Consider the following 1,722-nt stretch of genomic DNA (forward strand, 5'->3'; position numbering starts at 1 on the left):
GGTATTGATTGTGGCGGCGCTACTGTTATTTGCTGCCGCGAACAAGTGGCGGCTTGTGCCGGCCTTTGAGAGCGGCGACGCAACAGCCCCAGGACGGTTACAGAGAAGTATTGCACTGGAGATGGTGCTGGTCGCGGTTATCTTGTTGATCACGGCAGTGCTGACAAGAGTGTCATCACCGAATGGGTGACTAACAGGTCAACCACCTTGTTGAGCCGTTCCAGAGCTCGAAATTAACGGTCTCCTTCTTATGGGCCTTACGCTGAGGTTTAGGCGGAGGCTGCCATAGGCAATTGCACCAACAAGACGAAAAGTCATTGCTGCAGCGTTGACTCTAATCAGGGGGGGCAGGATCCATCATCATGTTAGAAATGCTTTTGGGTAGCAGGCCATATTTTTACGTTAGGTTCAGGCTCGTTTCAGGTTAACGCCGTATAAAGAACAAGTGACAATAACCTCTGAGGTAAATGACCATGCGCAACATCTCCTTAACAACGTCTTTGTTTGCCCTTTCACTCAGTTTGATAACGAGTGCGGCATGGGCTTCGCCCGGCCAAGGCAGTGGTGACAATGGCCTAACCGAGGCTGACGTTGACCGCACGATCAGCCTTGAGGCTGGCGATATGTGGTTCGACCCTGAAGAGCTAGAACTGGCGGCTGGGGAGGTGGTTAAATTTGAAATCACCAACACCGGCAATTTAGAGCATGAATTTGTGATTGGTAGCAAAGAAGCCCAAGAAGAGCATCGAAAAATGATGCTAGACATGGCCAATGGCGGAGGCCATGACATGTCGAATATGGCACACGGTGAAGGCCACGATATGTCCAATATGTCAAACGGCGATGGTCACGATATGGCCAATATGAGTATGGCAGGTGTCACCATTGCGCCTGGTGAAACCGGGACTTTATTATGGAGTGTCCCTGACAATGTTAACGAGCTAGAGTATGCCTGTAACATTCCTGGTCATTATGAATCCGGCATGTACGGCAATTTTTCTCTCTAATCTGACGTATATCCATGAAACTGTTGCTACTTGAAGATGATGACTTGCTAGCGGAAAGCTTGGCAGAGAGTCTCAAAGACAACGGTTACCTGGTTGATTTGGCCGCTTCCTTGAAAGCGGCCAAGTCGCTGATGGCAACCGAGCATTATGAACTGGCGATCTTAGATGTCGGTTTGCCCGACGGCTCAGGGCTGGATCTGCTCGCCCAGTGGCGCAGGCAAAAACGCGACACGCCTATTTTGATCCTGACGGCCCGCGATACCTGGGAAGATAAAGTTGTCGGTCTTGAGACGGGGGCCGATGACTATCTTACCAAGCCCTTCCACGAAGCCGAACTGATGGCCCGGCTGAAGGCCTTGCTACGCAGGCAGTCTGGTCAGTTATCTCAAGTGATCACGCTTAACGGCATTTCGTTGGATGAAGCGGGTCAACGCGTGTGCTTAGAAGGTGAAACGTGGCGTTCGCTCACGGCGACCGAGTTTCGGTTACTACGCTACTTAATGCTGCATCCTGATCGCATTCACTCGAAAGAGCAGCTACTAGAGCAGCTCTATGCATTGGATCAGGATGCCGCCGCGCCTAACTTGGTCGAAGTCTATGTCGCTCGTCTGCGTCGTTATCTAGGCAAAACAATTATCCAAACTCGCCGCGGCCAGGGGTATTTCTTTGCTTCACATTGATCGGCGTAGTTTACGTATTCGACTACTCGCCTGGC

General features: G+C 51.2%; 3 protein-coding genes. All 3 read left to right on the top strand.

All coding sequences use genetic code 11. The features are described from left to right. The coding region (locus tag CXF87_RS11905) for a CopD family protein (RefSeq protein WP_198556080.1) at window positions 1-190 on the top strand (190 nt) is incomplete at its 5' end. A 283-nt stretch (window positions 191-473) separates the two neighbouring features. After that, window positions 474-1,007 (top strand): cupredoxin domain-containing protein, encoded by a 534-nt coding sequence (locus CXF87_RS11910; protein WP_101146764.1) that lies wholly within the window; start codon window positions 474-476, stop codon window positions 1,005-1,007. Between the two features lie 14 nt (window positions 1,008-1,021). After that, a complete protein-coding gene (locus CXF87_RS11915; protein WP_035561703.1) occupies window positions 1,022-1,687 on the top strand; it encodes a response regulator transcription factor in 666 nt (221 codons plus the stop codon). Window positions 1,688-1,722 lie beyond the last annotated feature (35 nt).

This window comes from Halomonas sp. MES3-P3E (assembly GCF_002836035.1).
Lineage (GTDB): Bacteria > Pseudomonadota > Gammaproteobacteria > Pseudomonadales > Halomonadaceae > Vreelandella > Vreelandella arctica.

What these genes read in the sequence shown, in the direction of transcription:
- CXF87_RS11910 (WP_101146764.1), top strand. Translation starts at nt 474, where the DNA reads ATGCGCAACATCTCCTTAACAACGTCTTTGTTTGCCCTTTCACTCAGT.
- CXF87_RS11915 (WP_035561703.1), top strand. Translation starts at nt 1,022, where the DNA reads ATGAAACTGTTGCTACTTGAAGATGATGACTTGCTAGCGGAAAGCTTG.